The following is a 24,168-nucleotide window of genomic DNA, read 5'->3' on the forward strand; positions in this document are numbered from 1 at the left end:
AAAGGGGTATTTTTATTGTGGGATTGAAATTAAGTCGTGTGGATGCATATCCTCCTGTAATCCATCGATTTATTTAATTCCCCCTGAAAATAAAGGTTGTAAGTGACGTTACGTCACCCATTATAGTTAGGTTATATCATACAAAGAAAGAGGAATGATGTATGAAGAAAAAGGACATGAATTGGAAGGAACAAGACCCTTGGGGATTAAAAGAATTTCTATTAATGATGCTACTCGAATTTGTATTTGTTATAGGATGCATAAAATTCTTAGTAAAACCTATTTATTTTCAGTGGTTTAACAATGAGTTATATTCAGGAACTTTAACAGGATTAACAATGGCGATTGTTTTAGTTTTAGGTGAGTATTTTATGGTCCTTCGTCCAAAGAAACTTTCTTGGAGTGAAGTGGGAATTAGGTCGTTCTCTATGAAGAGCTGGAAATTTATTCTCTTATTAACTATTATGTTACTAGTTGGTGATGTAATAGTAATGGTGCTTACTAGCTTTATTGGGAATTCTTATGAGAACAGTAAAACTGAGGCGATACAGCAAAGCGTAAATTTCTTCACTGTTCTTATTGCTTTCGTTTCTGCGGCGATAATTTCACCGATATATGAAGAGATATTTTATCGTGGTTTTTTATATCGATGGCTACGTACACGTTTTGGTATGATAGGGGCTATTTTTCTAAGCTCATTAATCTTTACCGTTGTCCACATTCCAACTTATAATGCGATGCCTGTAAACTTCTTAAGTGGTATAGTCTTTGCATGGGCGTATGAACGAACCAATTCAATTTGGCCGTCAGTTATCATTCATGGTTTAACTAATGGAATTATGGTTCTGCTGACAGCGATGGGATAGTAGAAGTTTGTTGTAAGTAGGTGAAGTATCTTTAGATAGTGAACTATATTCAAAAATAACTGTCGGGAAGCTGTAGTTGAATAAAAATAATCAAACTTTTTTATAAAATTACTATACTAATTAATAAGCAAAGAAACCATTTGGATCAAACCTTTTTCAAAATAGTTTCTTTTTATTTATCATAAATTAAGGGTTTATGAGGTATTTTCAATCAAACTTTATTCGAAACCTACACAACCATTTATAGGAACAATGGAAAAAAGTGCTGGTTATGGTTAAATTGTTGGCAGAGAGACAGCTAATCATAAAGCAAGATGGCGATTAGATTATGACCCTAGTAAAGGGATGCATATAAATGTAGAAGATTTTAGAAATGGAAAAAAGATTAAGCAATTAAATATGCAGTTCCTTTTGAAGGAGACCAAGAAACCTTTAAATCATTATTAAAATATCTAAATAAATGAGGTAATAAAATGGCAACATTGTTGGAAGAGTGTATTGAAGCATTAGGTGAAGACATTGAAATTTTAGAGAATACTCAAGGGAAAATGGTAGTAAAAAGTTTTGAAAATACATTCCCTATTACATAATGGGGAAGAGTAGATTGGTCCAACATTGAAAACTATGGTGATTTATATAATGAGGATGAAATAAAATTTTATCTACAGAACTCTTTTGGAACATATTCTCAGACAGTATATATTATTTGGGATAATGCTAGAGTACCAGTAAGTGAACTACTCGCCACTTAGCAAAGCTTGAAGTGGGAGCTTCTCAGTTCCACGACGAAAGTAACCTTTCGTCTCCCTGAGCGTTACTTCGGGGTGTTCCACCCCTAGATGTCCAACGTATGGATGCTCTTTTGGTACGGTTGATATTTTACGCAGGAACCGATTGGCTTGGTTTTCGCACTCTATTTTCTTCCTGCAACCTTCTATATCAAGTTATCAAAGAACTTCATATAGTTAGTTTATCAAAAGTTTTTGGCTATGCCAAACCGGAATTCATCTCCCACCTATCGTTGGGCTACGCCCTTCACACACTTGAGGAAGGAGAATTCTTTCGGGGAATACGTTAAAACAAATTTACATCAAGTTTTAAATGTAATATATGATGTTACAGCTGTTAGTTTTGATACCTGGATATATTCACTATATATGGGGTTTATTATTAAGTATCATCATGATGGGGATATACGTATTGGAAACGTAAAAAATATTATTAAATAAATAGATTTTTATAAACAAACGTAGGATGATTGATTCCTACGTTTGTTTAGTGTTAAGTAAAAATTGAATCACCAGGGAGTATCAGGAAATAAGGATAACTATGATAGATTCTTGATGGCCTAATGAAGGTGGATAGGTCAAAATGGCCCATAGTGTAAATGGTGTGGAAATACAATATGTTAAAAATATAAAAAGTGGTGAATTTGATGATTTTAAATTTAGAGATAAAAATTAAATAAGGGGCGTTTATTATGAAAGTAACTTGTTTGTACAACATTGGAGATTATCTAACAAAGGCAACCGAGGAAATATTTAACTTAGTTATTAAAAAGGAGTATGTTGTTTATGGCATATGTAAGTTACAAAGTGGTGAATTAACATACTTAATCTTAGGAGAACGTGAAAATATGCCATCATGGTATCCAGCAGAATTATTTAAAATATCTGATGCGTTACAACCTATAGAATGGTATTGTGCAGAACACAGACATGTCAAAGATACAACTATAGATTATATATGGGGATATAAAGAGTTAGCCTTGGATGATACACATGCTCTTGGTTTAATAGAAAGAGAGAGTAAAGATATGGAACTATTTTTAAAGCGTAAAGCTGAAATTGATGAATTTGAGGAATTGTAATAGTAAACGAATGAATTGATTAACCTATAAAAAGCGTAGAAATTAAATATTTCTACGTTTTTTTGTACATAACATTTAAATAAACAGCTTATTTTTGGAAAAGTTGAAAGATATCATTTATGTTGGCGCAAATATCTATTACAATGTATTCTATATAAAAAATGCACCTCCAATTGTTAGACTGTGTCTAACAATTGGGGTGCACTTCAAAGTGCAACTACTTTTTCATAAAAACATTATGATTCAAATAACACCTTTAGCGTAAACTTGCGCTTAATGGTACTTGAGAATAAACTGTGAAATTGTTACCATAAGTACCGTGCCTTGAAAATGAGGAAGAAATTGAACCGTTCCAACTTTTGTAGGTAGCCCCAGATGTATCTGTTCTTAGAAGTACGTTTGAAAAGCTAGCTTGGCTAAAGGAATTACGTCCAGTATCTTCAACCCCCTGAACCATTTTTACTGGTTCATATTGAGAAAATGAGCCATATACAGGCTGATTTGCATATCTAGGGTTTCCATTTACATACATAGTAACCGTACCATTTCCGTTATTAACGAGTTTAAGGTTTACTCGGTCACCATCTTTAATTGATTCATCATACTGTGTGTTCCAATACTTACTGTTTTGACCTGATTCATTATACCCTGAATTTAGAAATACTTTATATCCACTTGGTGTTTTGGAAATACCACCCTCAACTTTAGATGCTCCAATACCTAAATACCAATTCACATACCCATCTTTAACAACAACTGATTTTGGTAGATTTATATCAGCTGCAATTCCAGTATAGGTACTATTTGTAACGCTTTTTACAGCACCTTCTGTAGCTGCAAAACTAGTAGTTGAAAACATTGATAGAGAAATTAGAAGTGAACCAACTAGATACACCATTTTTTTCTTACTTTTTCTAAATACTTGATTCATGTTAGATCCCCCATATTTTAAATTATTAAATTGTATGGAAAGTTGGCCAACTAACTACAACTTACAAATTAAAGATATATCAGGTTTCATTTAATGTATATATTTTCCTGTTATAAGTCATTGAAATGTCAAATAAATTAGATTTTTCATATTTATCAATATAGATGGAGTTGACAGAATAAAGTGTTATGTCTATTTAAATGTAAGAAGATTTTGTTAAAAATCCTATAAAAACCTATAAATGTATTGAGGATAATATGTACTACGATCCATTTAGGAGAGAGGAATATGGAATGAATATAGGGAGATTTTTCAATGGGTGGATCTGATATATTTAGAAATAGATTAAAAACAAAGGAAATAAATGAATTGTTTTTCTTAAGGAATTCATTGAAATAGTTCGTAGATGAAAGGAAATATATGATTTATAAGACATGGATTTCCTATATAAAAGAAGAAAGGGGATCCAGCTATGGGAAATACAAATACAAAATCAAAGATAGATAATGCAGCTATTGAAGAGGCTATTGAGGCATTAAAAGATGAAAATGAATGTTTATGTATGGAAATCGAATACTTAAAAAAGTTAAAGGTCTTCCTTCAGAAAGAGATGGAATTACAGAACAAGACAAAGTAAGAGTAATTTATCTTACCAAATTCGAAAGTATAGAACATATTAAGATAGTATTAGATAATTATAGAGGTCATTACAATCGTAAAAAAATCAAAGTACACTAAAAAGAATGAGTCCAGTACAATACCGGACTCACATTCAGACAGCCGCTTAATTTTTTGTTTAATTCTTCAGGCCCAGCTCATCATAGGCGATCGATTGTTGGCTTGCTACGCTCAGTGATTGTTATTCTTTAACTCATCTCATATTACGTTAGTTTAAGTATTGAGAGTAAAAGAATAGGAATAGAAATATTAATGTTTTGCTAAATAACCTATTAAAGAAACTTAAAGGAATAACAAGTTCTCCTATTGTAAGGATTTTAAGTTTATCCTTATTTAGTCCTTTTATTAATTCTCTTAATGTTTGGAAGTTTATTTTATTAACGAAAGACCAACTTGGCCCAGCTTTTGTATCTGAACCTATTTTGAAAATGATATGAATACTATGTGCATGAAAACCGCTTATTATTAAAATAAGCATAAATCCTAAAATAATAAACCAAGTCATTTTTCAACACCTCCTTTCAGTATCTAATATTAAGATATTAAAACTGTTGAGAAAGTGTGCTATTGTCCATGAAAAATATTGAGAATTTGTTGAGGAAATGTTGAGAATGTTGCAATGTTATTGATTGTAGCTGAGTTAATAATGCTTGTCATATTATATGTGTGAAAAAAGGAAATAAGAAAGAGAACAGTTGCGTAGACTGTTCTCTTAAGGAGCGGAAGTGCTGAACATTTTCAATGACAATGATTCAAGCATTCCGCTAATAGCATGTGTAAATATTTATAATTAATTCAAGCAAGGCAGCTATAAAAAAATAGCCGTCTTGCCTCAGGGAGAATTCAAGAAAATTAGAGATTCATTATGGATAAAGATTGGCTGTTACCAATCTATATGTAGGATTGGTAATAATTTCATAAGTTATTCATAAGTTAAAATCTCAATTCATCCTAGGATGGGTGACATGCAAAGTAAAAAGAGCAATTTTTAAAAGTGCTCTTTTTAAAATGTGCATTAGGACTTGAAAGAGGCATCAATGACAATTTAGAAGGAGATATCTCTATACAAAATATGGAAAGTTGACTATAAAGGGTATCACAGTTCAAGACTAATCTTCTTAACCATATCTATGGTTGAAAGTGACATAGATAATGCAACAATAAATCGACTTCTATTATTTAATATAAGGGTAATTCAATTTGAGATGTTAATAAAATTGAATTTTTACTAGAATGATATTATCGGAATACCTTTTATTTTGTAACATCGATATCTTTTAGTACATCATAAGATAATTTTGATAAGGGCTTAAGATGAAAGTTATCCGGGCTAAGATCATTTCCGTATAAAAAAAGGTTAATATCAGTTTCAGTTAACTTCATATCTTGTTCAAATAATTTTTTTAATTGTTCTTTATGAGTTTTTGTATACACTCTATTTTTATATAAAATTTCCCTTACTAAATTTTTATGGATTTGGTATACATTATTTAGTTGGAATAAATCGGCGGTGTTTTTAATAATGATTTTTTTATTTAGATTTTTTTCAATAATTTTTAAACTTAGTTCAAACTCGGAATCTACCCCTAGAATTGAGTCAATTTCTGAATCTTTTTTTAGAGATACGGTAAATTTAGCATGAAAATTATCGATATAAGGATTTATAATTTCTAGACCTTTATTTAATTTGAATCTTGAATTGCAAATTTGGCAAGACGGTACAAAGTTATGTAGACTTAAAGAAAATAATGAGAAATATGATTTGGGTAGAAAGTGATCTAAATCAGCAGTAGTTTTCTTTAGATTGTTGTCTGAATAATAAGATGTTATGTATTGTCTATTACAGTATGGACAAACCGGTATATCCATACTTACTAGTAATTCATGTCGAGTTATAGGGTCAATAAAATCATAGTTTATAAAATGTGAAATTAATTCATTAAGATTAAGAAGTTGTTCTTTAACTTCTTTAATCATTTTTTTGAAATTAACATCAGTCTTAAAATATTCAGGATGCTTTTTTAGAATTTTTGTTAGCCAATCATTAGAATATTTTTGTACAAACTGTTTTCTAAAATCTTGTCTTGAAGAAGTATTTTTCTTTAATCCATATCTTGCAAGTTCATGATTAATTTTGAACTTGCTGTAGTTAACCATTTGTGCCACCTCATAATATTTTTTTACTTCACTATAATTTTTGATAATATACTCGATTGGCTGATTTAATAAATCATTTAGAAATTTTATGCTCCAATTGCCAAATAATATTTCTAATTTTTGGGAGTTGAACAGATTTAATTGTTGCATCTTAGATTTTTTAACTTTATAGTTAGCATTTATTATATTTAGTGTGTTTTTTGAATATTCCTGTTTGTAATTTTCTAAAATAGTAGAATCAAGCTTAATCAACAGAACCCTCTCCTAATTCAACTTGTTTTTCATTTAAATACTGTAATAATTTTTTTCTAATAATTAATTCGTCAATAGAATTGATTGTAAGTTTGATAGATTCAATTTCATATGCCCGCTCATTTTTATCTATCTTTTCTAACATATTTATATTACTTAATATTTTTTTGAAAAGCTGCTTGGCAAATTCTCCAATGGGTGATGACATAAAAAAGTTATTTTGTACAATGTCATAAAAATTCCCCATAAGTCCAAACTCGGCTTTTTTAACAACTCTATATGTATTTCCGTTGTCATTTACAATCTCTATACATGTTATGAGTTCTTTAGGAATATCGGATACAATAAAAGGAGAGTGGGTTGTAATAAATATTTGGAATTTAACATTTCTTGAAAGTACCACATTATTTAACATGTTGTATAAATAGTAAATTAGGTTTCTTGACCATTCTGGATGAAAAGCTAAATCGGGTTCATCTAGAATTATTATAATTGTCTTCAATTTACTATTCATATCAGCAATGGAAATGGAATTAAATATATTTGAAAATATATTTATAAATGCAGTTTCGCCATAACTCATATTCCCGAATTTAAAATCTATACAGTCATGCATAAATCCCGGAAGTTTCTTTTGGACAAAGGATAAAATATTGCTAATATTAGGTTTGATGCCCTCACTTAAGGGAATATCAATAGTATTAGCGTTAGTATAATATAATTCGTCGATAGAATTGAAAAGAATTAACAATTCCGTTGCAAATATGTAATAACCATTGGAATATTTCTCTATATTTTCGATGAAACCATCAGAAAATTCAATTGTTTCTTCGAGGTAATCTAATCTATTTTTATAATTTTTACAAGGATGCTCGTTTGATTGAATAATGTTATTAAGCCCTTTAGAGAATTCCTCTTTTTGTTGAGGTGTTTTAATTAATCTATATGCACAATCCACAATTTTTAAAGTGAATATTTCTAAAAATTTTATTATATATAGTTGTTTTTTAGAGTAAGGTAATTCTTTTTTTTGAAGATGAGGAATTAACATTTCCTCATCTAAACTTAAGATAGAATCTAAATGTTTACCGTATAACTCGAAAAATTCTTCGTAATAAATATTTAAGCTATATATATGACCTGGCTCTATTTTTATAAAAAGGTTATCAATGTTTGATAATCTTAATGCTTGTTTAGCGTCAGACTCTTCTGCAAGAAATCCATATATTGAAAATAATGAAGTTTTGTTTAGATATTGTCTATTAACTCCAACATGTGTATCTTGATCAACAACGCTTTCGTGTTTAATCCAGTTATAATTTGGTCTATTTTTATAGTATAGAATATGTGCAATTTCGTTTTCAGTGGCTTGTTTTTTTGAATTTGTTTTGGACTGAATGTATTTTTTATAGAAAGCTTTACAGTTCTTATAGTCATAAGTAATTATTATACTGTATTCATGAGATATTCCTTTTGGGACTCCCTCTAAATTTTTTATAATATTAAAGTTTGTTCCTTCTAAAATAAATTCATTATCTTTTAGGTGGTATAACATGATATAGCTAAAAAAATTCCCATTATGTCTATTAAGTAAAGACATTCTTTCAGTTTTTGGAGAGCCTATTAAATCTAATAAAGTAGACTTGCCAGCCCCATTTTTCCCAACAATTAAGTTGATATTACTTATTTTTTCTCCAAAAAGATCAATATAGGGATTTGACTTTGGATGGATTAATAATTGATTAGAAACAAATGAAATATCGAAATCATTTGTAAAACAAAAGTTTTGATTATTAAAACAGTTACGTAAGTTTTCGGTATATACGAATAGTAGTTGTGGATACATCTTTAGTTCACCTCGTAATTTCTATCATCCTAATATTATATATTAATACTTTTAGTAAATATAGTGAGCAATAATAGGTTTAATAAATAAATAAATAATTTAATTCATCAATAGGAAAGGTAGAAAATTGCTAATAGATTTTAGGTTATTCCTTCAATTTACAATAGAAAAGAAGATAGTTTCATTATTAGCAACCTTCTTTGTTTGTTGAAATCGATTTTAGTATTAAAGTGGAAATATAGGAGTGTAACTTGTAATAAGTTTTGGTGCTGAAAATAGGCAAGTAGGTGGGAAGCCGTATATTCTAGCAAGCTATATTTATTAAATTTGTGAAGCAATCTCAGTGATAGCTTGTTCTACACTTTGTTATAAGAATTTTTTTAATTTTATTAGTAATATTGGTGTACCGATGCATGGATTTTTTGATGAATGAATTGTAAAATTGTCGATTTTACAATTTAATATTCCTTTCTCTAACTCCGTAATCATTGTTGCAGCAGCATTTTAAACTTCTTTTTTGTTATTAATTCATTTTTAATTTTTTTACTGACATTTTTCTATGACTGAATCTATATCGATATTATAATATTCAATTTTATAATTTATTTGTTAATAATTAATTTTAATAGTGTAAATGCAGTTCTTGGGTGAAAGTTTTGTTGCTACATTTAATTTTTATGGGATTATATATGCTTTTAACTGTAGGAGAGGAAGCTTCGTAACATAAAAGTAGGTACACAATATTGTTGCGCTAAGTTTTTCGCCTTTGCTTTTTTGGGATCAAAATATATTTTTTCCTTTTATCGAGGTATGCTGTCCGTAAAAAGCCATTCATACAGTGGTATGTTTTTTAGTTGGAATATTAACTTGGAATTCGGTGTTACGTAAATGAGAGAAACTAATCCTGTATATAAAAATACTTACAAATTTCAAAAGAATTCCTTTTGTGTACCAAGAAGCAAAATATATTTATGATAAAATATAGAAAAAGATGATTAAGAAGGGATAATTAAAGTGAAACCAACAATTTATGATGTTGCGGAAAAAGCAGGTGTATCAATAGCGACTGTATCCAAGGTAATTAATCAAACTGGACGTATTAGTGAAAAAACAATAAACAAAGTAAATCAGGTAATGGATGAATTAGATTACCAACCAAGTAGTGTAGCGGCAGCGTTAACAGGTAAAAAAACATATACAATTGGGGTACTTGTCCCAGATATCTCAAACCCATTTTTTGCTGAAGTAGCAAGAGCTTTTGAAAATAGTGCACGTGAATCAGGGTATACACTCATTTTATGTAGTACAGACCATCAAACAAAACGTGAGCATGAATACATTGATTTATTATTTAAAAAGCAAGTAGATGGCATTATTATTGCAACGGAGCTAAATGATTATAAACTTGTAAAAAAAATCGTAAATCGAGATTTGCCACTTGTATTATTCACTGTAGATCATCCTTCCATCACGACTCATGTTGTGACAACTGATGATATGAGGGGAGGGTATCTAGCTGGAAGTTATTTAACGCAGAAAGGCCATACATCTTTAACGATTATGATGGAGAAGGATAGAAAAAGTAGCTTAGGGAGATTGAATGGTTTCAAACAAGCTCTTACGGATTCAGGGATTTCGTTAGATGATGAGGCTATCATTAGCTGCTATTCGACAGTGGAAGATAGTAAACGTGCAAGTAAGGAATTACTTCATTTGCCTAACAGGCCTACAGCCGTTTTTGCTTGTACAGATTTGATCGCTATATGCCTTATGAATGAAGCAAGAAAACAAGGACTTTCAATTCCGGAAGATTTATCAATAATCGGATTTGATAATACAATCTATGCTGAGATTGCAGATCCAGGGTTAACAACAATTGAGCAACCCATTAAACAAATGGCAGCCTGTACGTTTGAACAACTGCTAAAAACGATGGAAATGAAGGAGCATGCTAAGCAAAAAATTACAATTATTCCTCAGTTAGTAGAGCGATCCTCAGTAAAGGATATTACATGACAAATTTTTTAATAGCCTATTTGAATGTAACAAAAAGAAGGTCATCGTAACTAAGTATAGTTAGTTACGATGACCTTCTTTTATATTTAGGATTTATACAGAGAATTGCTCACCGTTTTTCGTATTTAAATCCTGCTCCATCTCATTCTCCTTTGGAATAGTAAGGAAATGAGTTAAAAATGCACCAAAGAAATACAAACCAGCAAAGATCCACATCACGCCGCCAACACCTAATGGACCGATGAAAACAGTTACTACTAATGGCCCAACGAATGCTGATAATCCTGAACCTAAATTTAAGACAGACATTGCAGCTCCTTTATTTTCAGGAGATAAAGATGGGACTAATGCGGTAAGAGGTACATACCCGGCAAGTGTTGCTCCGTAGCAACAGGCAACAAATAATACTGCCCAATAATTATGTCCTACCATTTGTGGTACATAATAGAGTGCAAGAGTTACAATACCGCAACCGACTCCTCCGAACCATTTAATTGTATTTACCCAACCAAACTTGTCTCCAACAATACCAAAAATAATATTAAACACCATATTTACAAAGAATAGAGTACCCCAAATTTGAAGCCATTCAGTCATCGTAAAATTATATTTCATCATATAGGTAGGTAGGAAAACAACAAATCCAAACTGAGCGGCCGAGTTTATAATTTTTACAATACCGCCTATACCAACTTTAGGATTTTCAAATGCGATGGTAATGCCTTTTAGTAATTCACTTGATTTGTTAGCGCTTACGGATTGTGCCTTAAATTTATCCTTATTCACAACAATTGAGAATAATCCACCGACGACAACAAAAATTAAAGCACTCCATAATGTAGCGATTTCTCCGATTTTCGGAACCATATAGCTAGAATAAAAGGCTCCTATAACACTAAGCCCTAGCTGGAATACGAACCAGAACCAGCCAACTGCTCTTGAAAGCATTTGTTGAGGCGTACTGTAAGATACCCAAACTAGAAAAGAATAAGCAAATAAAGGATAACCGAACCCTCGTAGGGCATAGCAAATTAATATTACGGGATAATTCATATGTTGAATTCCAATACCTATGAACCCGATTGATCCTAAAATGAATGATACTAAACCAAATGTCATGACTTTTCTTGGTCCCCACATTTGTACAAATACCCCAGAAAACCAAGAAGAAGCAGATACAGTAATTCCGTAAATAGTAAACAGGAAAGCAGCGTGTTCTAGCGTTAGTCCTTTTTCAACGAGATAAGGGGATAACCATCCCTGTTCTAACCCGTCCCCAATCATAAAAACGATAATCCCTATGTATCCCCAAGTTAAATTAGAAGGGATCCCAATCTTGTCCATAAATGTTTTGTTTGAACTAATAGCGTTCATTCTCCCACCACCGATAAGTTATTTTTTGGTTAAGCGCTTAATTCTTTTTGATAAAAAAAGTATACGCTTACATTATGAGGTCGTCAATTAAATTTTTTGACAATTTACAACTTTCTTTTATAGAGTCATTCTATTTACTTATTGGACAATAAAATAATAGTGAGTATGAAAAGAAAAAATACCTTATAGATGGAGGATTACTATATAAAAGGCTTCGTTATCTTTGTTATATCAATATTTTAAAAGATTATATTTGTAGCTTTTTAGAGTATATATTTCTAATTATTAATTTTTATTTTTATGTAATACGTATATTGATGGAATTTAAAATTCGAATGAAAAGAGGAGTATTCAAAAAAATAAAAATGTTTTCAATTTAGAATTAAGTGTGTATAATGAAGAAAAAATAGGGAAAGCGCTTAACTTAATTTAATACGCTAAACCCTATAGGCTTTCATTTCGTTTCTTAAATTTTAATATAGAGGGAGAAATCATATGAACGTTTTAAAAATTGGGATTATTGGTGCTGGACGAATTGGGAAACTACATGTTGATAATTTGCAGCTTATGCCACAAGTGAAAATTAAAGCGGTTTCAGATGTAGTAATTAGTCATCTAGAAAAGTGGGCTCAAGATAAAGGAATTTCCACTCTGACTACAAACTATCAGGATTTATTAACAGATCCAGAAATTGATGCTGTCTTTATTTGCTCACCAACAAATACACATGCGCAATTTATTAAAGAAGCGGCTCTTGCGAAAAAACATATTTTCTGCGAAAAGCCTGTTAGTTTCTCGGTAGAAGAAACTTTAGAAGCATTAGAAGTGGTAAAAGAACAGGGAGTATCTCTTCAAGTAGGTTTTAATCGTCGTTTTGATCCTAACTTCAGGAAAGTATATGATCTTATTCAACAAGGCGAAGTGGGGCAGCCGCATATTTTAAAAATTACGTCACGCGATCCACAACCGCCAAGTATAGAATATGTTCGTTCTTCAGGCGGATTGTTTATGGATATGATGATTCATGATTTTGATATGGCTCGTTATGTGATGAATAGTGAAGTCGTTGAAGTATTTGCATATGGAACAACATTAATTGATCCATCCATTCAGGAAGTAGATGATGTTGATACTGCAATTGTTACATTAAAATTTGCGAATGGAGCTTTAGGGGTAATTGATAATAGCCGCCAAGCTGTTTATGGATATGACCAGCGTGTAGAAGTGTTTGGTGAAAAAGGCGCGGTTGCTGCGGATAATTGCTGCCCGACAACAGTTCAAGTGTCAAAAACAGAAGGTGTTGTAAAAGATAAGCCGCTTTATTTCTTCTTAGAGCGTTACACGCAAGCTTACATTGAGGAAGTAACACAATTTACAAAGTCAATTATAGAAGGACAAGCTGTTATTTGCAGTGGTAATGATGGATTACAAGCAGAGCGAATTGCGAAGGCTGCGAAGGAATCCTTACTAACAGGAAAACCTGTACAAATTGAACATAAACAGCCTGCATTAAACCAATAAAGAGAGCGCTTACTTCTAAATAGATAAAGAGTAATGAATAGCAGGTTTATAAAAATATAAACCATATCATTCATTCTTTCATAAAGCATGGGAGGTAGTAACAATGAATCCACTTATTTTTAAAGAAGATTGTCCATTAGACCTTATTGCAGTTGGACGTTTATGCGTTGATTTAAATGCTAATGAAACACAACGTCCAATGGAAGAAACAAGAACATTTACTAAATATGTAGGAGGTTCTCCTGCGAATATTGCGATTGGTGCTGCACGTCTTGGCTTACAAACAGGATTTATCGGTAAAGTGTCCGATGACCAAATGGGCCGCTTTATTACTGGGTACCTAAAGGACAACAATATTAATACAGATCAGATACGTATCGATCGTACAGGTGCAGTGACAGGTTTAGCATTTACAGAAATTAAAAGCCCTGAAGATTGCAGTATTTTAATGTATCGCGACAATGTCGCAGACTTAAACCTTGATCCAACAGAGGTATCTGAGGAATATATTAAACAATCAAAAGCACTCTTAATTTCAGGAACAGCTTTAGCGAAAAGTCCTTCTCGCGAGGCGGTATTTTTAGTGTTAGAATATGCGCGTAAGCATGATGTAGTTGTATTTTTTGATGTGGATTACCGCCCTTATACATGGCAGTCAGAAGCTGAAACGGCTGTGTATTACAATCTAGCGGCTGAAAAATCTGATGTCATTATTGGAACGCGTGAAGAATTCGATATGATGGAAAAACTATTAAACTATGAACAATCTAATGACCAAGTTACGGCTGAAAGATGGTTTTCTCATCATGCCAAAATCGTCGTAATTAAGCACGGCGGAGATGGTTCAATCGCTTATACGAGAGACGGGGAATCTCACCGCGGCGGTATCTTTAAAACAAAGGTGTTAAAGACGTTTGGCGCTGGCGATTCATATGCTTCTGCGTTTATTTATGGCTTAATGCAAGGGCTTGAGATTCCTCAAGCGATGCGATTAGGAGGCGCTTCTGCTTCAATCGTTATTTCGAAACATAGCTGTTCTGATGCAATGCCAACAAGGGCAGAGATTTCTGCATTCATGGAAACGGCTGAGGAATTGGTATAGAAACTTTATAAATCAATAATCAAGTAAGGGCGTATCCTATTGGACGCTTCTACATTACATAAAAGGGAGAGAATGAATATGACAGTTCAAACAGCACAAATTGTAAAAAACTACATTGGCGGCGAATGGGTAGAATCCATTTCAACTAAGATGGAAGCTGTATATAATCCTGCAACAGGAGAAGTAATCGCTCAAGTACCACTTTCAACAAAAGAAGATGTTGAACATGCTGTATTAGCAGCAAATGAAGCGTTCAAATCTTGGTCTAAAACGGCTGTGCCAAAACGCGCTCGTATTCTATTTAAATATCAACAATTACTAGTAGATAACTGGGAAGAGTTAGCGAAACTGATTACTATTGAAAATGGAAAAAGCTATAACGAGGCTTACGGTGAAGTTCTTCGTGGTATTGAGTGCGTTGAGTTTGCAGCGGGTGCTCCGACATTAATGATGGGAAAACAGCTTCCTGATATTGCGACAGGTATTGAATCTGGTATGTATCGTTACCCAATTGGTGTTATAGGCGGCATTACACCTTTTAACTTCCCAATGATGGTTCCATGCTGGATGTTCCCACTTGCAATTGCTTGTGGTAATACATTTGTATTAAAACCTTCAGAGCGTACACCACTTCTAGCAGGAAGACTAGCAGAATTAGCTGCAGAAGCAGGATTACCAAAAGGTGTATTAAATATCATAAATGGCGCTCACGATGTAGTAAACGGTCTTCTGGAACATAAATTAGTGAAGGCAATTTCATTTGTAGGTTCTCAACCTGTCGCAGAATATGTATACAAAAAAGGAACAGAAAACTTAAAACGCGTGCAAGCATTAGCGGGTGCGAAAAACCATTCCATTGTATTAAATGATGCGAATCTTGAACTAGCAACAAAGCAAATTATTAGTGCTGCATTCGGTTCAGCTGGTGAGCGTTGTATGGCTGCTTCTGTAGTAACAGTAGAAGAAGATATTGCAGATCAATTAGTTAATAGATTAGTAGAAGAAGCGAATAAAATTGTGATTGGCAATGGTCTTGATGAAGGTGTATTTTTAGGGCCAGTTATTCGTGATAACCATAAAGAGCGCACAATTGGTTACATCGATTCAGGTGTAGAACAGGGCGCTACATTAGTTCGTGATGGACGCGAAGATACAGCTGTAAAAGGAGCTGGTTACTTCGTTGGGCCAACAATTTTTGACCATGTTACAAAAGAAATGAAAATCTGGCAAGATGAGATTTTTGCTCCTGTTTTATCTATTGTTCGTGTGAAATCATTGGATGAAGCGATTGAAATTGCCAATGAGTCTCGTTTTGCAAATGGAGCTTGCATTTATACAGATAGCGGGGCAAGTGTACGTCAATTCCGTGAAACTATTGAATCAGGTATGTTAGGTGTGAATGTTGGGGTTCCGGCGCCAATGGCATTCTTCCCGTTCTCTGGTTGGAAAGACTCTTTCTATGGTGATCTTCATGCGAACGGTACGGACGGCGTTGAGTTTTATACAAGAAAGAAAATGCTTACATCTCGTTGGGAAAAGTAATCTTTAAGAGAGAAGTAGAATCTGTTTAGTTGCTTGTAAGCAAAAGTAAGGAAAGTAGTAAAACATAAGAAGGAAGTATTAGGAGTCTATCAAATTCCTAATACTCCTTTTTCATATGCAGAATGACTGTTAGAGATAGAAAGGAGCAAATCATATGCAAACTGTTAGAATGACGACGGCTCAAGCATTGGTGAAATTTTTGAACGAGCAGTATGTAGAGTTTGATGGAAAGCAACAAAAGTTTATTAAGGGAATCTTTACGATTTTTGGTCATGGAAATGTAGTAGGCCTAGGACAAGCTTTAGAAGAAGACGCTGGGGAATTAGAAGTTTACCAAGGGAGAAATGAACAAGGAATGGCAAATGCTGCGATGGCTTTTGCGAAACAAAAACATAGAAAGCAAATTATGGCATGTACTTCTTCAGTAGGTCCTGGATCAGCAAACATGATTACCTCTGCAGCAACAGCTTCTGCAAATAATATTCCCGTTTTACTACTTCCAGGAGATGTATTTGCAACGAGACAACCTGATCCTGTTCTTCAACAAATTGAACAAACACATGACTTATCTATTTCTACAAATGATGCTTTTCGTGCAGTAAGTAAGTATTGGGACCGGATAAATCGTCCTGAACAATTGATGACAGCTATGATTCAAGCCATGCGTGTTTTAACGAACCCGGCAGATACAGGAGCTGTAACAATTTGTTTACCACAAGATGTCCAAGGAGAAGCATGGGATTTTCCAAGTTACTTCTTCCAAAAGCGTGTTCACCGTATTGAACGTCGTCTACCTACAAAAGCCAGCTTAGCGGATGCAGTGGAAATGATTAAGAGAAAGAAAAAGCCAGTTATGATTTGCGGTGGTGGTGTAAGGTACGCAGAAGCGGCAGAAGAGTTAAAACAGTTTGCTGAAACATTCCACATTCCATTTGGAGAAACACAGGCTGGAAAAAGTGCAATTGAAAGTAGTCACCCATATAATCTTGGTGGCATTGGGGTAACTGGAAATATAGCAGCTAATACAATTGCAAAGGAAGCGGATCTTGTAATTGGCATCGGGACGAGGTTTACGGATTTTACAACGGCATCAAAACAATTATTTCAAAATGAGGAAGTTGAGTTTTTAAACATTAACATTTCAGAATTCCATGCGAATAAGCTGGATGCATTAAAGGTTATAGCGGATGCGAAAGAAGCGCTTCTTACTCTAATAGATGAACTGCAAGAAATTGATTATCGATCTAGTTATACAGTAGAAATTGCTGATGCAAAAGAGGCTTGGGAAACAGAATTATCACGTCTACATAATATTCGCTTTACAGGTCAAGATTTCACACCAGAAGTCGAAGGTCATTTCGATGAAAATTTAAATGAGTATGTAGACGCACTTGGTACACAATTAACACAGACCGCAGTCATTGGACAAGTCAATACATTACTTGATGAAGATGCAATCATCGTTGGAGCGGCAGGAAGTCTTCCGGGTGATTTACAAAGAATGTGGACATCAAGAAAACCGAATACTTATCACATGGAGTATGGATACTCTTGCATGGGCTATGAGGTTGCGGGCGCACTTGGTGCAAAGCTAGCTGAACCATCGAAGGAAGTATATGCAATGGTAGGGGATGGTAGTTACCAGATGCTTCATTCTGAGCTTGTCACAAGTCTTCAAGAAAACAAAAAAATTAACGTCTTATTATTTGATAACTCCGGATTTGGCTGCATTAATAACTTACAAATGGGTAATGGAATGGGGAGCTTTGGAACAGAGTTTCGCTATCGAAACCAGGAAACTCGTAAATTAGACGGGGCAATTATGAAAATTGATTTTGCAGCTAGCGCAGCTGGATATGGTGTGAAAACATATCATGTTACATCAATAGAACAATTACAGGAAGCGCTTATAGATGCGGAAAAACAAACAGTTTCCACATTAATTGATATTAAAGTATTACCAAAAACAATGACAAATGGATACGAGTCATGGTGGCATGTAGGTGTTGCAGAAGTATCTAAAAGTCAAAGTGTACAAGCTGCGTATGAGAGTAAAGTAAGTAACTTGCAACAGGCAAGGTCTTATTAGATTAGGACACAAAGAGAGCATTTTATCTACATGCATATTTATAGAATGCTCTCTTTTTAATGAATAGATAAGAGAAGTTGACGAAATTCTATCACAGTTTGTAAAAAGGAGAGACAAGGGGATGTTTAAAGAAAATACAGTTAAGCTTGGGATTGCACCAATTGCTTGGACAAATGATGATATGCCGGAGCTAGGGGCAGAAAATACGTTTGAACAATGTATTAGTGAGATGGCACTAGCTGGATTTAATGGAAGTGAAGTAGGGAATAAATATCCGAGAAATACAGTTGTATTAAAAAAATCTTTGGAATTACGAAACTTGGAGATTGCTAGTGCATGGTTTAGTACGTTTTTAACAACGAAGCCGCTTGAAGAGACGGTAGCAGAATTTATTAAGCATAGGGATTTCTTGCATGACATGGGTGCAAAAGTCATCGTTGTTTCAGAGCAAGGGCATAGTATTCAGGGGCTAATGGATGTACCACTATTTAAAAATAAACCTGTTTTTACAGAAGAAGAATGGGACAAACTTGCGGATGGTTTACATCATCTCGGTAAATTGGCTCAGGAAAAGGGACTCCATATTGTATACCATCATCATATGGGTACGGGTGTTCAAACAACGGCAGAAATTGAAAAGTTAATGGACATGACTGATCCAGAGCTCGTATCTCTGCTTTTTGATACAGGTCATCTTGTTTTTTCAGGAGAAGAGCCACTTTATATTTTGAAAAAATATTTACCTCGTATTAAACACGTACATTTAAAAGATATTCGTCAAGAAGTAGTAGATACTGTAAAGGAAAACGAATTAAGTTTCCTACAGGCAGTGAAGAACGGGGCATTTACAGTACCCGGGGATGGCGTAATTGGATTTGATGAAGTGTTTACTATCCTTGCAAACTCTGATTATCAAGGGTGGTTTGTGGTAGAAGCAGAGCAAGACCCAGCTTTAGCGAATCCTTTTGAATACGCATTAAAAGCCCGAAAATTTATACAAGAAAAAGCAGGTCTGTAATTTCCACATTTCGAGACTATCTTTAAGTTAATGATTGGACAATCAACAGGTCTTCTTACAAAAGGGGTAAAATGACGCGACTGTTGTTTTTACATTTAATAAATAATATTGAAATAGGGGAGTATGTAATGCCATTAGTTCAAATGAAAGATATTTTAATAAAAGCAAATCAAGAGAATTATGGGGTTGGGGCTTTTAGCGTCGCTAATATGGAAATGGTCATGGGAGCTATCAAAGCAGCTGAAGAGTTAAGCTCACCGCTTATTCTACAAATTGCGGAAGTTCGTTTGAATCATTCGCCAATTCATATGATTGGTCCATTGATGGTAGCTGCGGCGAAAAAAGCGACTGTTCCAGTAGCAGTTCACTTTGATCACGGTATGACATTTCAAAAGATTCAAGAGACATTAGAAATTGGTTTTAGTTCGGTTATGTTTGATGGCTCTCACTATCCGTTAGAAGAAAATATACAAAAGACAAAAGAAATTGTAGAACTTGCGAAACAGTACGGTGCGACGGTAGAGGCTGAGATTGGCAGAGTTGGTGGTAGTGAGGACGGATCAGAAGATATTGAGATGTTGCTGACAAATACTACAGAAGCAAAACGATTTGCAGAAGCAACAGAGGTAGATGCGTTAGCTGTTGCAATTGGAAATGCGCATGGTATGTACAATGGCGATCCTAATTTACGATTAGACCGCCTACAAGAGATTAATGAGGTAGTCCATATCCCACTCGTTTTACATGGCGGCTCTGGCATTAGTCCAGAGCATTTCAAGCAATGTATTCAACATGGTGTTCGAAAAATTAATGTAGCAACAGCCACATTTCAGAATGTAATTACTGCGGTTAACACTGCCGTCATGAATACTCCGTATTCAGATTACTTTACGTACCATCAGGATGTTATTAGGGCTGCATACGAAAACGTTAAGAATCATATGCAAATATTCGGAAGTGAAAACAGAGTATAATCAGAAAAGCTTTTTTCATTAATAGTTAGAAGAAACTCGGAATGTAGTTAACTGACAAAAGTAGAGAATGATTGAGTAGCCATTAAATAAAAGGGGGAGAAAGCCATGTTAGGAAAATTGGGTGAATTAAATGAAGGATATAATATATTAACAGAAATGAACGGTCAATGCAGTGATATGTTAATGGATATAGGCATATATAAGATGTCTAATGGGAAAGAAGAGTTGCTATTTGATAATAAAAATGAAACGGCAGTACTTTTACTAGAAGGGACAATACGTTTAGAGTGGGAAGGAATAGAACAAGTTATTCAAAGACAGTCTGTGTTTGAAGAAAACCCTTGGTGTTTACATGTATCTAAAAATGTGAAGGTTACAATTACTGCTCTTTCAGATAGTGAAGTGCTTGTTCAAAAAACGGATAATGATCAAGAATTTGCGTCTAAGTTATATACGCCAAATGAGTGTCAAAGTGTTGTAGCTGGAGATGGAGTATGGGAGGGAACGGCGCAGCGTGTTATTCGTACGATTTTTGACTATAACAATGCAGCATATTCTAATATGGTAGTAGGCGAGGTTATTTCTTACCCAGGGAGATGGTCTAGTTATCCACCACATCACCATGATCAACCGGAGGTATATTATTATCGTTTTAACAAGCCACAGGGATTTGGGTGTGCAATGGTTGGTGAGGATGCTTATCGCGTTGTACATAATAGCTTTATTACAATTCCGGGTGAGCTAGACCATCCACAAGCAACGGCGCCTGGATATGCCATGTATTTTTGTTGGATGATTCGACATCTTGAGAATAACCCATGGAATGATCGTATCATGGAGGAAGAACACAAGTGGTTATTAGAACCAAACGCGAAAATTTGGCCAGAAAAGGAATAGACAAAAATAAAAACGAGCAATCCTCTTCATAGTGATAAGGTGCTCTTTTTTTTATTTGTACGTGAAAAGGAAAATCCCTCTTACTGTTATCGCCGGATTATTGTCCTGCGAACATTTAAAGCAGGAGAATTCTATCAGAAATTATGTAAAATAAATCTTTTATTTTGGTCTGTGTTTTTGACTTGTTAGTTATTCATGGGAAAAAATTAGTTTATTGGTTATTGAGTTTTTTTGTAATTTATTTATTTTTTTTGTTGTTCTATCTACATCTGAAATGGGTAAGTCTGTGCCGTATAGGTCTTGGTTATTATCTTTATTGTTATTGTTTGGATTATGTTCCACTTGAGAAGAGGTTTCTAGCATTTGTTCTTGTTCCTTACTAGGGGTATTCAGGGCATCCGATGGGACGCGAGCAATCTGTCCGCTTACTAGCTTTTCTTTATCCATATAATACAGCTCCTTTTTGAGATGAGATTAAAAACAATGGAATTATGAATAGATACTTCGATATTTTGAGCCTTTGAATGGAATTATATACAAACTTATATTGCAAAGATTGCTTTTATTCGTTTCTTGTTTTGGTTTAGATTTCGTTTCGGTATAAGTTTTGCTGTTAAATTATCACAAGCAACAACAGATATCATAACCAATAGGTAGTGAAGGATAATATTTTTTCATAGAGAATAATGCTAGAGTAGGAATTAATCTATTTTGCTTTTTGATGAAAGGGGAAGAGTATAATAACTCTGTATAAGGGTGAGTTTTAATATCTTTACTTGTATTTCCGTGAAGTAGTTCTTGAATGTGATTGTCAATCCCTTTAATACTTTCTTCAATACGTAACGCTTCTTCAATTATCCAATTTTGTCTTCCAACTAAATGGGGGACATCAATTGTTATAGACTTTGCTGTAACTTCTGCTAGTGCCTCAGACTCCTTTGTAGCTATTTGCTTTGCCCCAGATTCAATCATTGTTTGTCGTAGTTCTTCCTGTTTGGCTAGCTTTAAATCTTTAGCAGTAGGATACTTCAATACGAACTTTATCACAGAAGTGGTACCAAGCTTCTAGAATGCTACTTTGAGGTCTGGGTGCGTTATAACTAAAAGTTGCTGCACCTGATTTTTACGCCGTGTTAACTGAGTATTTAATAGCCATTGGTCACGGGTTAACGAACGAAAGATAGATTGAGTTACAGAAGCTGGTTTAAGTAAGCTAACACCTTTCATATGCGGTTGATAAGGAGAAAACAGTAAAAATAAAACAAATAGTAAACCAAAAGGGTAGCGATTTAGCGACCCTTTTTAACCTACATATAGGTATCGTATATTTTTGAAAATTTCTTATTGGAACAAATATTTGTAATCTAATATTTCTACTTTGAAATCGTGTTTGCAAGCAATTTTAGAGCTGTCACAGGATGGATATCTACGAATAATAAAGCTGTTAGAAATATAATAAAGTTCTTTAAAAAATAAAATAGTTGTTTAAAAAGAGGGGTGAAATTGGGGTTTTATGCCCCTTTTTATTTTTTCCCTGTATAATATAAATATAAGTATATTCCAAAATTTGATTTTGAATAGATAGGAAATCTCTTAGAAAAGAATTATAAGGATAGAGTATTTATCATCTATACAAAGTAAAAATAGTCATTTATTAAATAGAGGTATTTATTATAGATAATCGTACGTTGTCTACTCTTATGGTTATGAATATGTGCGTATAAAATATTTCTCTCAAAGTGATAAGGAATGGGCAAATCGGATAAAGAAGTATTTTTAATAATTGTAATTTCTATTAATAAAAGATTTAAGGAGAGTTAAAAAATTGATTAATGTAAAAATATATCCTGCTGAAAATGGAGATTGTTTTTTGATTTCTTTAGGGGAAGAAAGTCGTAAACATATATTAATTGATTGTGGATATGCAGATACATACCATAACTATTTGAAAGAGGATTTAAAAGAGTTAAAAAAGCTAGGTGAAAAAATAAACTTATTTATTGTAACACATATTGATGAGGATCATATATTGGGTGCTATTGCGTTTATTGAAGAAAATAATGAGTCCGAAATTATAGAAATAGAAGAAGTTTGGTATAACTGTTATCGTCATTTACAGATAGATAAAAATCAAGGGCCTCTAAGTGAGAAAGAAATGAGGATATTGCAAAGAGAAATTGCATTAGGAGAATCATATATAAAGAGAGAGTCATTTAGTGAGATTGATAAGTCTGAAGTAAGTATAAAACAAGGTTCTACCTTAGGAGCTCTAATATTAAAAGGTGGATATAAGTGGAATAGTAGTTTCAAAGGGAAAGCCGTATCACAAGATAATGTTGAAATAGTTGAATTGGGAGATGTATCTATTAATATACTTTCGCCTAATAATGAAAAATTAGAGAAATTGAAGACAAAGTGGTTAAAAGAACTTACAAATAAAAAGTGGAATTTTAACATTACAGAAGATAAATTATTTGACGATGCTTTTGAGTTTATGTTGTTAATGTATGAAGAATTACAGATTGATAAAACAGAAGTTTCTTCAGAAGAAATTTCAACTATTGAATCAGTACAAAAACTTATTCAAAGGAAAGGAAATCTTGATAATTCTCCAACAAATGGATCTTCGATAGCTATTTGTATTAATTATAGGGAAAGGAATCTACTGTTTTTAGGCGACGCGCATCCAGATATTTTATATAAAAATATATGTAATTTAGGGATTGAAAAATTTGATTTGGTAAAAGTTCCTCATCATGGAAGCAGTAAGAACATGACGCTGGAGTTATCAGGGGTATTAAAAAGTGATAAATTTTTAATTTCTACTAGTGGTAATAAACATACACATCCAGATTTAGAATCTTTAGCAAAACTTATCTATATGAATCAGGACATAAATAAAGAATTTTATTTTAACTACGAAACTAAAGCATCTAAGTGGATTAGTACAGAAGAAATGAAGAGAAGCTTTAATTTAGAGGTAGTTGAAGGAAATAGTTCAGTATCCTTAAATGTAGTTGTAGATTAGGAGAGAT

19 protein-coding genes and 3 pseudogenes are annotated in these 24,168 nt (G+C 33.3%); 15 read left to right on the forward strand and 7 right to left on the reverse strand.

Features of this window, described 5'->3' with window-relative positions:
* Nucleotides 1-161 precede the first annotated feature (161 nt).
* From KZZ19_RS27090 to KZZ19_RS27105, 5 genes and pseudogenes are all read left to right on the forward strand, one after another.
* A complete protein-coding gene (locus tag KZZ19_RS27090) occupies nucleotides 162-866 on the forward strand; it encodes a CPBP family intramembrane glutamic endopeptidase (RefSeq protein WP_237982028.1) in 705 nt (234 codons plus the stop codon).
* A 231-nt stretch (nucleotides 867-1,097) separates the two neighbouring features.
* A pseudogene (locus KZZ19_RS27095) lies at nucleotides 1,098-1,330 on the forward strand (T7SS effector LXG polymorphic toxin); the annotation flags it as partial.
* 9 nt (nucleotides 1,331-1,339) lie between these two features.
* Nucleotides 1,340-1,597: pseudogene (locus KZZ19_RS27100) on the forward strand (hypothetical protein); the annotation flags it as partial.
* A 258-nt stretch (nucleotides 1,598-1,855) separates the two neighbouring features.
* Complete coding sequence (locus KZZ19_RS31240; RefSeq protein ID WP_432442733.1) at nucleotides 1,856-2,095, forward strand: hypothetical protein; 240 nt, start codon at nucleotides 1,856-1,858, stop codon at nucleotides 2,093-2,095.
* 251 nt (nucleotides 2,096-2,346) lie between these two features.
* Nucleotides 2,347-2,736, forward strand: coding sequence for a hypothetical protein (locus KZZ19_RS27105; protein ID WP_226545983.1), 390 nt, complete (start codon nucleotides 2,347-2,349; stop codon nucleotides 2,734-2,736).
* Nucleotides 2,737-2,992: 256 nt separating this feature from the next.
* Here KZZ19_RS27105 and KZZ19_RS27110 read toward each other — a convergent pair whose 3' ends face one another.
* On the reverse strand, nucleotides 2,993-3,667 hold the full coding sequence (locus KZZ19_RS27110) for a hypothetical protein (protein WP_226545981.1): 675 nt from the start codon (nucleotides 3,665-3,667) through the stop codon (nucleotides 2,993-2,995).
* A 472-nt stretch (nucleotides 3,668-4,139) separates the two neighbouring features.
* Between KZZ19_RS27110 and KZZ19_RS27115 the strand changes: the two genes are divergently transcribed.
* Entirely contained in the window at nucleotides 4,140-4,304 is a 165-nt protein-coding gene (locus tag KZZ19_RS27115) for a hypothetical protein (RefSeq protein ID WP_237982027.1), read from the forward strand.
* Nucleotides 4,305-4,553: 249 nt separating this feature from the next.
* Here the strand turns inward: KZZ19_RS27115 and KZZ19_RS27120 are convergent, their stop codons facing one another.
* The 3 genes from KZZ19_RS27120 to KZZ19_RS27130 all read right to left on the reverse strand — a co-directional run bounded on the left by KZZ19_RS27120 (nucleotide 4,554) and on the right by KZZ19_RS27130 (nucleotide 8,600).
* A complete protein-coding gene (locus KZZ19_RS27120; protein WP_226545979.1) occupies nucleotides 4,554-4,850 on the reverse strand; it encodes a hypothetical protein in 297 nt (98 codons plus the stop codon).
* A gap of 749 nt (nucleotides 4,851-5,599) precedes the next feature.
* Complete coding sequence (locus KZZ19_RS27125; RefSeq protein WP_237982026.1) at nucleotides 5,600-6,754, reverse strand: HNH endonuclease domain-containing protein; 1,155 nt, start codon at nucleotides 6,752-6,754, stop codon at nucleotides 5,600-5,602.
* Nucleotides 6,747-8,600 (reverse strand): AAA family ATPase, encoded by a 1,854-nt coding sequence (locus tag KZZ19_RS27130; protein WP_237982025.1) that lies wholly within the window; start codon nucleotides 8,598-8,600, stop codon nucleotides 6,747-6,749. Before KZZ19_RS27130 ends, KZZ19_RS27125 begins: the two co-directional genes overlap by 8 nt.
* A 1,014-nt stretch (nucleotides 8,601-9,614) precedes the next feature.
* Between KZZ19_RS27130 and KZZ19_RS27135 the strand changes: the two genes are divergently transcribed.
* Nucleotides 9,615-10,616, forward strand: a complete 1,002-nt coding sequence (locus KZZ19_RS27135; RefSeq protein WP_000805151.1) for a LacI family DNA-binding transcriptional regulator — start codon at nucleotides 9,615-9,617, stop codon at nucleotides 10,614-10,616.
* A 93-nt stretch (nucleotides 10,617-10,709) separates the two neighbouring features.
* Here the strand turns inward: KZZ19_RS27135 and KZZ19_RS27140 are convergent, their stop codons facing one another.
* Nucleotides 10,710-11,990 (reverse strand): MFS transporter, encoded by a 1,281-nt coding sequence (locus KZZ19_RS27140; RefSeq protein ID WP_237982024.1) that lies wholly within the window; start codon nucleotides 11,988-11,990, stop codon nucleotides 10,710-10,712.
* 495 nt (nucleotides 11,991-12,485) lie between these two features.
* Between KZZ19_RS27140 and iolG the strand changes: the two genes are divergently transcribed.
* From iolG to KZZ19_RS27175, 7 genes are all read left to right on the forward strand, one after another.
* The gene (gene iolG, locus KZZ19_RS27145) at nucleotides 12,486-13,511 is read left to right on the forward strand and encodes an inositol 2-dehydrogenase (RefSeq protein ID WP_237982023.1); all 1,026 of its coding nucleotides are present in this window, start codon (nucleotides 12,486-12,488) and stop codon (nucleotides 13,509-13,511) included.
* 103 nt (nucleotides 13,512-13,614) lie between these two features.
* Nucleotides 13,615-14,613 (forward strand): 5-dehydro-2-deoxygluconokinase, encoded by a 999-nt coding sequence (gene iolC, locus KZZ19_RS27150; protein ID WP_237982022.1) that lies wholly within the window; start codon nucleotides 13,615-13,617, stop codon nucleotides 14,611-14,613.
* Nucleotides 14,614-14,691: 78 nt separating this feature from the next.
* Nucleotides 14,692-16,155 carry a CoA-acylating methylmalonate-semialdehyde dehydrogenase gene (locus tag KZZ19_RS27155; RefSeq protein WP_237982021.1) on the forward strand — a complete coding sequence of 488 codons (1,464 nt, stop codon included), beginning with the start codon at nucleotides 14,692-14,694 and terminating at the stop codon, nucleotides 16,153-16,155.
* A gap of 154 nt (nucleotides 16,156-16,309) precedes the next feature.
* Nucleotides 16,310-18,244, forward strand: coding sequence for a 3D-(3,5/4)-trihydroxycyclohexane-1,2-dione acylhydrolase (decyclizing) (gene iolD / locus KZZ19_RS27160; RefSeq protein WP_237982020.1), 1,935 nt, complete (start codon nucleotides 16,310-16,312; stop codon nucleotides 18,242-18,244).
* Nucleotides 18,245-18,365: 121 nt separating this feature from the next.
* Nucleotides 18,366-19,262 carry a myo-inosose-2 dehydratase gene (iolE, locus tag KZZ19_RS27165; RefSeq protein ID WP_237982019.1) on the forward strand — a complete coding sequence of 299 codons (897 nt, stop codon included), beginning with the start codon at nucleotides 18,366-18,368 and terminating at the stop codon, nucleotides 19,260-19,262.
* 128 nt (nucleotides 19,263-19,390) lie between these two features.
* Nucleotides 19,391-20,236 carry a class II fructose-bisphosphate aldolase gene (locus tag KZZ19_RS27170; RefSeq protein WP_237982018.1) on the forward strand — a complete coding sequence of 282 codons (846 nt, stop codon included), beginning with the start codon at nucleotides 19,391-19,393 and terminating at the stop codon, nucleotides 20,234-20,236.
* Nucleotides 20,237-20,341: 105 nt separating this feature from the next.
* Nucleotides 20,342-21,133, forward strand: coding sequence for a 5-deoxy-glucuronate isomerase (locus KZZ19_RS27175; protein ID WP_237982017.1), 792 nt, complete (start codon nucleotides 20,342-20,344; stop codon nucleotides 21,131-21,133).
* Between the two features lie 189 nt (nucleotides 21,134-21,322).
* On the opposite strand, the gene KZZ19_RS27180 is transcribed toward KZZ19_RS27175, so the two are convergent.
* On the reverse strand, nucleotides 21,323-21,580 hold the full coding sequence (locus KZZ19_RS27180; protein ID WP_237982016.1) for a hypothetical protein: 258 nt from the start codon (nucleotides 21,578-21,580) through the stop codon (nucleotides 21,323-21,325).
* Nucleotides 21,581-21,853: 273 nt separating this feature from the next.
* Nucleotides 21,854-22,366, reverse strand: a pseudogene (locus KZZ19_RS31245) (IS110 family transposase); the annotation flags it as partial.
* A 592-nt stretch (nucleotides 22,367-22,958) separates the two neighbouring features.
* Here KZZ19_RS31245 and KZZ19_RS27190 point away from each other — a divergent pair.
* On the forward strand, nucleotides 22,959-24,161 hold the full coding sequence (locus KZZ19_RS27190; protein WP_237982014.1) for an MBL fold metallo-hydrolase: 1,203 nt from the start codon (nucleotides 22,959-22,961) through the stop codon (nucleotides 24,159-24,161).
* Nucleotides 24,162-24,168 lie beyond the last annotated feature (7 nt).

The sequence above is a fragment of the Bacillus thuringiensis genome, from assembly GCF_022095615.2.
GTDB lineage: Bacteria > Bacillota > Bacilli > Bacillales > Bacillaceae_G > Bacillus_A > Bacillus_A cereus_AG.

Coding starts and splice junctions, on each gene's coding strand:
- KZZ19_RS27175 (WP_237982017.1), top strand. CDS start 20,342: ATGTTAGGAAAATTGGGTGAATTAAATGAAGGATATAATATATTAACA.
- iolE (WP_237982019.1), top strand. CDS start 18,366: ATGTTTAAAGAAAATACAGTTAAGCTTGGGATTGCACCAATTGCTTGG.
- KZZ19_RS27180 (WP_237982016.1), bottom strand. CDS start 21,580: ATGGATAAAGAAAAGCTAGTAAGCGGACAGATTGCTCGCGTCCCATCG.
- KZZ19_RS27170 (WP_237982018.1), top strand. CDS start 19,391: ATGCCATTAGTTCAAATGAAAGATATTTTAATAAAAGCAAATCAAGAG.
- iolG (WP_237982023.1), top strand. CDS start 12,486: ATGAACGTTTTAAAAATTGGGATTATTGGTGCTGGACGAATTGGGAAA.
- KZZ19_RS27155 (WP_237982021.1), top strand. CDS start 14,692: ATGACAGTTCAAACAGCACAAATTGTAAAAAACTACATTGGCGGCGAA.
- KZZ19_RS27115 (WP_237982027.1), top strand. CDS start 4,140: ATGGGAAATACAAATACAAAATCAAAGATAGATAATGCAGCTATTGAA.
- KZZ19_RS27130 (WP_237982025.1), bottom strand. CDS start 8,600: ATGTATCCACAACTACTATTCGTATATACCGAAAACTTACGTAACTGT.
- KZZ19_RS27120 (WP_226545979.1), bottom strand. CDS start 4,850: ATGACTTGGTTTATTATTTTAGGATTTATGCTTATTTTAATAATAAGC.
- KZZ19_RS27105 (WP_226545983.1), top strand. CDS start 2,347: ATGAAAGTAACTTGTTTGTACAACATTGGAGATTATCTAACAAAGGCA.
- iolD (WP_237982020.1), top strand. CDS start 16,310: ATGCAAACTGTTAGAATGACGACGGCTCAAGCATTGGTGAAATTTTTG.
- iolC (WP_237982022.1), top strand. CDS start 13,615: ATGAATCCACTTATTTTTAAAGAAGATTGTCCATTAGACCTTATTGCA.
- KZZ19_RS31240 (WP_432442733.1), top strand. CDS start 1,856: ATGCCAAACCGGAATTCATCTCCCACCTATCGTTGGGCTACGCCCTTC.
- KZZ19_RS27140 (WP_237982024.1), bottom strand. CDS start 11,990: ATGAACGCTATTAGTTCAAACAAAACATTTATGGACAAGATTGGGATC.
- KZZ19_RS27110 (WP_226545981.1), bottom strand. CDS start 3,667: ATGAATCAAGTATTTAGAAAAAGTAAGAAAAAAATGGTGTATCTAGTT.
- KZZ19_RS27090 (WP_237982028.1), top strand. CDS start 162: ATGAAGAAAAAGGACATGAATTGGAAGGAACAAGACCCTTGGGGATTA.